Origin of the sequence: Stenotrophomonas sp. HMWF003 (assembly GCF_003061285.1) — a bacterium.
GTDB lineage: Bacteria > Pseudomonadota > Gammaproteobacteria > Xanthomonadales > Xanthomonadaceae > Stenotrophomonas > Stenotrophomonas maltophilia_AP.
Genome location: NZ_QAIW01000029.1, coordinates 1 through 6445, shown reverse-complemented (window position 1 = coordinate 6445; position 6445 = coordinate 1). Strand labels below are relative to the sequence as shown.

General features: G+C 68.8%; 4 protein-coding genes. 2 read left to right on the top strand and 2 right to left on the bottom strand.

All coding sequences use genetic code 11. The features are described from left to right. Nucleotides 1-44: 44 nt before the first annotated feature. Nucleotides 45-2576, bottom strand: a complete 2532-nt coding sequence (locus tag DBR34_RS01125) for a glycoside hydrolase family 3 protein (protein ID WP_128095369.1) — start codon at nucleotides 2574-2576, stop codon at nucleotides 45-47. Nucleotides 2577-2959: 383 nt separating this feature from the next. On the opposite strand from DBR34_RS01125, the gene DBR34_RS01120 reads away from it, so the two are divergent. Continuing rightward, nucleotides 2960-3967, top strand: a complete 1008-nt coding sequence (locus DBR34_RS01120) for a LacI family DNA-binding transcriptional regulator (protein WP_128095368.1) — start codon at nucleotides 2960-2962, stop codon at nucleotides 3965-3967. A 9-nt stretch (nucleotides 3968-3976) separates the two neighbouring features. Here DBR34_RS01120 and DBR34_RS01115 read toward each other — a convergent pair whose 3' ends face one another. Continuing rightward, nucleotides 3977-5248, bottom strand: coding sequence for a sugar MFS transporter (locus tag DBR34_RS01115; RefSeq protein ID WP_181393868.1), 1272 nt, complete (start codon nucleotides 5246-5248; stop codon nucleotides 3977-3979). A 411-nt stretch (nucleotides 5249-5659) separates the two neighbouring features. Between DBR34_RS01115 and DBR34_RS01110 the strand changes: the two genes are divergently transcribed. Continuing rightward, a partial coding sequence (locus DBR34_RS01110) for a TonB-dependent receptor plug domain-containing protein (protein ID WP_181393867.1) occupies nucleotides 5660-6445 on the top strand: 786 nt, incomplete at its 3' end.

The window sequence follows — 6445 nt, the reverse complement described above, 5'->3', positions numbered from 1 at the left end:
CTCCACGCATCCTCCGTAGAACGGCAGCCGGGCAGAGCCCGGCTCTACGGGCAGCGCACCACGCCCGCCGCCTTGTCTGCATCCACCGACACGCGCACCTGGGTGAATGCCGCCGCGAACGGTGCGTCGGCGCTCACCACGAACGGCGCTTCCACCGCGCCCAGGTCCACGCCGCGCTTGGCAAAGCACGCCAGCGGCACGGTCACGGTCTGCTTCTGGCCGGGCGCCAGTTTGCCCAGCAGCGGCGCGATATCCACGCCCCCTTCGCAGCCCGTGCCGCACTGCATGCTCACCGTCACCGGCGATGCCGGGCGCTGCACCAGCTGCACGTCGAACTGCAGCGCGCCGTGGTTGCGGGCCAGCGCGCCCAGGTTGCGCCGCGAGGTGCTGCGTGAGATCAACTGCGCCGGTGCCCGCCACGTCACTTCCTTGGCATCCTGCTGGGTGTTCACCTGCACGGTGCGCACCTGCACCACCGGCGTGGCGGTCGGCCAGCGCAACGTGGCGTTGAGGTCGTTGCCCAGCGGCTGGGTGGCACCGTTGGCGGCCACGTGCAGCGCGAACGGCGGGGTATCGGCGCGGTTGAAGATCGGCAGCGTGGTCACCTCGCCGCAGTTGTCCGGGTTGGCTTCGGGCAGGCGCGCCAGCGCACCGGGCGCGTTGTAGGCCAAACCGTGGCCCAGCGCGAACAGCGGCGGGCGCTTCGGGTCCGGCCGGTCAATCGGTGCCGGGCACGGCACGCCCGGCCACGGGAAGCTCAGCCGGCCGCGGAAGTCGTGCGCAGGTTTGCCGTCCTTGCCGGCCACCAGCACATCGGTGATGCCCTTGCCCTCGCTGCCCGGCAGCCACGCCGCCACGAATGCCTGGGACAGGTTGAGCAGGTCGTTGGTGTACATCGGGCGGCCGGAGAAATACACGGTGACCACCGGCTTGCCGCTGGCCTGGGCCGCGCGCAGCACCGCCAGGTCCTGCGGGTAGGCGCGGCTGTGGCTGACCGAATCGGAGGCCAGGATGTCGCCGTTGGTTTCGGCATAGGGGGTCTCGCCCACCACCGCCACCACCACGTCGAACTGCGTCGGATCCAGGCCGTTGCCGTCGGCGCTGTAGGCCACCTGCTGCGTACCCAGTTCGGCGCGCAGTGCGCCCAGCACCGAATCGGCGTTGGGGAAATCGGCGTTGGTGTTATCGGTGCCCTGCCAGGTCAGCGACCAGCCACCGGCCTGGTCGGACAGGCTGTCGGCGCTCTTGCCCACCACCATTACCCGCGCATTGCGGCGCAGCGGCAGCGCGCTGCCTTCGTTCTTGAGCAGCACCAGCGACTCCCGCACCGCCCGGCGCGCCAGCGCGCGGTGCTGCACGGCGTTGGCGTCACCGGCATAGCGGCTGTCCGCCGGCGTGTGCTCGAACAGGCCGGCGCGCAGCTTGACCCGAAGGATGCGGCTGACCGCATCGTCGATGCGCGCCATCGGGATCTCGCCCTTCTCCACCTGCGCGATGGTGTTGGCGATGAAGGCCTTCCAGTCGTCGGGCACCATCACCATGTCGATGCCGGCGTTGATCGCCTGGGCGCAGCTGTCGTTGCGGCAGCCCGGCACCTGGGCGATGCCGTTCCAGTCGGAGACGACGAACCCGTCGAAGCCCATGGTGTCTTTCAGGGCATCGGTGAGCAGTGCCTTGTTGCCGTGCATCTTGCCGTAGTCGACGCGGCCGGTACGGTCGTTCCAGCTGTTGAACGAGGCCATCACCGTCTGCACGCCTTCGCCCAGCGCGCCGTAGTAGCCCTGCCCGTGCACGTTGACCATGGTGGCCTTGTCCACCAGCGCCTCGCCCTGGTCGCGGCCGTTGTCGGTGGCGCCGTCGCCGATGTAGTGCTTGGCGGTGGCCACCACGTTGCCGTCATCGCCGAAACGGCCCTGCGCGCCCTTGACGTAGGCGCGTGCGTATTCGCGCACGCGGGCCGGGTCGGAGGAGAAGCTCTCATAGGTGCGGCCCCAGCGCGGGTCGTGCGCCACCGCCAGGGTGGGCGCGAACACCCAGTCGATGCCGGTGGCACGGGTGGCGCGTGCAGTGGCTTCGCCGATGCGCTCGATCAGTTCGGCATCGCCGGTCGCCCCCAGGCCGATGTTGTGCGGGAACAGCGTGGCGCCGTACACGTTGTTGTGGCCATGCACCGCGTCGGTGCCCCAGATCACCGGCACCGGCGTGCGCGCATCGGTGGCCAGCGACGCCGCACGGTAGGCGTCGGCGAGCGTCAGCCAATCCGCCACGCTGGCATGCTTGTTCATGCCCGGCCACGAGCCGCCGCCGTTGAGCACCGAACCGATGTAGTACTGGCGCACCTGCGCCGGGGTGATGGTCTTGATCTCCGGCTGGGTCATCTGCCCCACCTTCTGCGCCAGTGTCATCTGCGCCACGATCTGCTTCACCCGCGCCTCGATGGCCGCGTCGCTGGCGATCGCGCTGGTCACCCGCGGCCAGTCCTGCAGGCGTTCGCCGCTGGCGGGCGCAGCGGCCACCGGTGCGGCCAGGGCGAGCAGCAGGCAGCTGCCAAGAAGGGTCTTGTTGGGGCTGTTCACGGACAACTACCTCCGGTGGAATGACGCGCGATCGGGGTGGGCGCCGCGCAGGCCACCACGACGCGCAAGAGCGGCGCCCTGGTGCCGGCGAGGATTTGGATCGGTTCAACGCCCCTGTCTGACAGCGCTGTCATACAAAGACCCCGCAACGCTGTCAACCACGGGAGCGCCCGCGCGGGACGTGCGTCCCGGTACCACGGGCGTTCCGGCACGGACGGTTGCCTCTCCCCTGCGCTGGGTGTTGCAACGCCGCACGGATTTCAACGGCGCGCAATAAACCACCGCGGCATGGCAACATCGGCCTGCATCGGCAACCTCCACGCGACGTTGCCGCACTACCATCGGCAGCTGCCGACCTGCCCCCACATAGGATCCACCGCACCATGCGTAGTCGAATCGAGGATGTCGCCGCAGTTGCGGGCGTTTCGATCAAGACCGTGTCCCGCGTGCTCAACAACGAGCCCAACGTGCGCGCCGAAACGCGCGAGCGGGTCACCGCGGCGGTGGCGCGGCTGGGCTACAAGCCCAACCTGTCGGCGCGCAGCCTGGCCGGGCAGCGCTCCTACGCACTGGCGCTGGTCTACAACAATCCCTCGCGCAACTACCTGATGGAAATCCAGAACGGCATGCTCGAAGCCTGCCACGCCACCCACTACAACCTGATCCTGGGTCCGGTCGGCGTTGGCCGCAACACCCTGCCCGACCTGGCCGCATTGTTCGAGAACTCGCGGCCCGATGGCGTGGTGTTGATTCCACCGCTGACCGACGATGCGGTGGTGCTGGCCTACCTGGAAGAGCACGAGATTCCCTTCGCCAGCATCGCCCCGCGCCACCCCGACGGCCGCATCGGCGTACGCATGGATGAAACCACGGCCGTGGTGGAACTCATTGGCCACCTGGTGGCGCAGGGCCACCGCCGCATCGGCCACATCAAGGGCCCGCGCGCGCACGGTGCCTGCCAGTGGCGCCTGGCCGGCTACCGCCAGGCGCTGCGTGAGCACGGCATCGCCTACGACCCGGCCCTGGTGGTCAACGGGCAGTTTTCATTCGAGTCCGGGATCGAGGCGGCCAACACGCTGCTCGACCTGCCGCAACCGCCCACCGCCATCTTCGCGGCCAACGATGACATGGCCGCCGCGGTCTACCGGGTGGCCGGCCAGCGCGGGCTGCGCGTGCCGCGCGACCTGTCGGTGTGCGGCTTCGATGACACGCCGATCGCCGGGCATATCTACCCGGCGCTGACCACGGTGCGGCAGCCCACCTCGCACATGGGGCGGCTGGCCACCGAACAGCTGATCGACCACATCCGGTCGCCCGACGCCGGCCGCATGGTCACCGTGGACCATGCGGTACTGGTGCGCGAATCGACCCACGCGCCGCGGCGACGCTGAGACACCTGCCTACGCGGCGTGGCGCGAGCCCCGCCATGCGTAGAACACGATGTACAGGTAGCAGAGCATCGGCAGCAGGAACGACAGCTGCAGGCCGTGGTGGTCGGCCACCCAGCCCATCGCCAGCGGTACCACTGCCCCGCCCACGATGGCCATCACCAGCAGACTGGAGCCCTTGCCGGTCAGCGCGCCCAGGCGCGCGATGGCGAGCGCGAAGATGGTCGGGAACATGATCGAGTTGAACAGCCCGATGCTCACCACCGCCCACTTGGCCAATCCGCCACCGGCCAGCATGGTCACCGCCAGCAGCGCCATCACCACCAGCGCGAAGATGCCCAGCAGGCGACGCGGGTCCAGCCGGGCCAGCAGCACGGTGCCGACCAGGCGGCCCACCAGCGCGCCGCCCCAGTACAACGACACATAGCGCGTGGCTTCCTGCTCGGTGAGCCCTTCGCCAATGCCCGGCATCGACAGGAAGTTGACCAGCACGCTGCCGATGGACACTTCGGCACCCACGTAGAAGAAGATCGCCAGCACGCCGTAGCGCAGGTGCGGGTGCCGCAGCGCGTCGCGGATGCGCCCACCGGCGGCCCCTTCCTCTACGCCCGGAATGGCCGGCAGGCGGAACATCCAGATGGCCGCGGCCAGCACGAACAGTGCCACGGCCAGGCCGAAGTACGGCAGCTGCACCGACTGCGCCTCGGCGGCGCGGTAGGCCAGCGCCTCGGCCTGCGGCAGCAGCGCCAGTGCTTCGTCGGTGCGCGGTTCGGCCGACAGGATCAGCAGGCCGCCAAACAGCGGGGCCAGCGTGGTGCCCAGTGCGTTCATCGACTGCGCCAGGGTCAGCCGGCTGGACGCGGTCTGCTCGGGCCCCAGCAGCGCCACGTACGGGTTGGCCGCCACCTGCAGCACGGTGATGCCGGTGGCGAGCACGAACAACGCCGCCAGGAACAAGCCGTACACATGCGCGTGCGCGGCCGGCCAGAACAGCAGCGCGCCCACGCCGGCGATGGCCAGCCCGGCCACGATGCCGCGCTTGTAGCCCACCGCCGCCACCAGCCGGCCCGCCGGCAGCGACATCAGGAAGTACGCGCCGAAGAAGGTGAACTGCACCAGCATCGCCTGCACCCAGGTGAGCGCGAAGGCCGCCTTGAGGTGCGGAATGAGGATGTCGTTGAGGCAGGTCAGGAAGCCCCACATGAAGAAGATCGCGGTGACCACCGTCAGGGCCACGCGGTTGCTTTGCACGTGTTGCCCGCGCACTGCAGCAGGGTTGTCCATTGCATGTCCTTGTTGAAGGGTAGGCCAGCCATTCGGCGGCCACACATGGAACCCGCTTCGTCATCGATTGTCCAGCGCTGTCAGCAGACAGGACAGGGGCAGTGCGGCGGCCTGTTGCGGGCATCCGCGCAGTTTCGTTCTGCACTGCACAACGTCGCCTGCGTGCTGCAACGGCAGCACGGGATACCGTATGAAACACACCGCAGCCCCTGCGCCACGGTGCTTTACCGGTCGTCGATGCGGCCCGGATGACAGCGCTGGACGTGCCGGGCATGTCGGCACGAGCCGCACGGGAAGGGTCGTTTGTTGACAACGCTGTCAACGATGGCTCCCAATCCGGCCCGTGTGCAGTTGAACCACGCCATCACGCCGTAGGACGCCATTATCGATTTCCCTGGGGAGGGAGCTTTCATGAAGACGTACAAGGTCGTACCCCGCAAGGCGATGCTCACTTCCGCGCTGCTGGCCGTGCTGGCCAGCCCCGCCTGGGCGCAGGATCCGGCCCGCCCGGCCACGGGCGAAACGCCCAACCCGACTACGCTGGACGCGGTGCAGGTCACCGGCATCCGCGGCAGCCTTACCTCGTCGATGAACCTCAAGCGCGACAGCCAGGGCGTGGTCGATGGCATCGTTGCCGAGGACATCGGCAAGTTCCCCGATACCAACCTGGCCGAATCGCTGCAGCGCATCAGCGGCGTGTCGATCGACCGTACCTCCAGCGGCGAAGGCTCCAAGGTGACCGTGCGGGGCATCGGCCCGGACTTCAACCTGGTGCTGCTCAACGGCCGCCAGATGCCGGCGTCGAACCTGGGCAACGGCGGCGGCGGACTGTCCGGCTCGCGCTCGTTCGATTTCGCCAACATCGCCTCCGAATCGATCTCGGCAGTGGAGGTGTACAAAACCACCCGCGCCGACAACCCCACCGGCGGCATCGGCGCCACCATCAACATCAAGACGCTGCGCCCGCTGGAAGCCGAACCGGTGATCAGCCTGGGCCTGAAGGCGGTCAACGACAGCTCCAACGACAACCTGCCGCGCACCCTGCAGGGCGCCAACATCACCGGCGAGCTGTCGGGCATCTTCAGCCAGCGCTACGCCGACGACCGTTTCGGCGTGACCCTCAGCGCCAGCCACCAGGAGCGTGATTCGGGCTTCAACCAGGCCACCGTGGCCGAAGGCTGGGCCACCTTCCAGGGC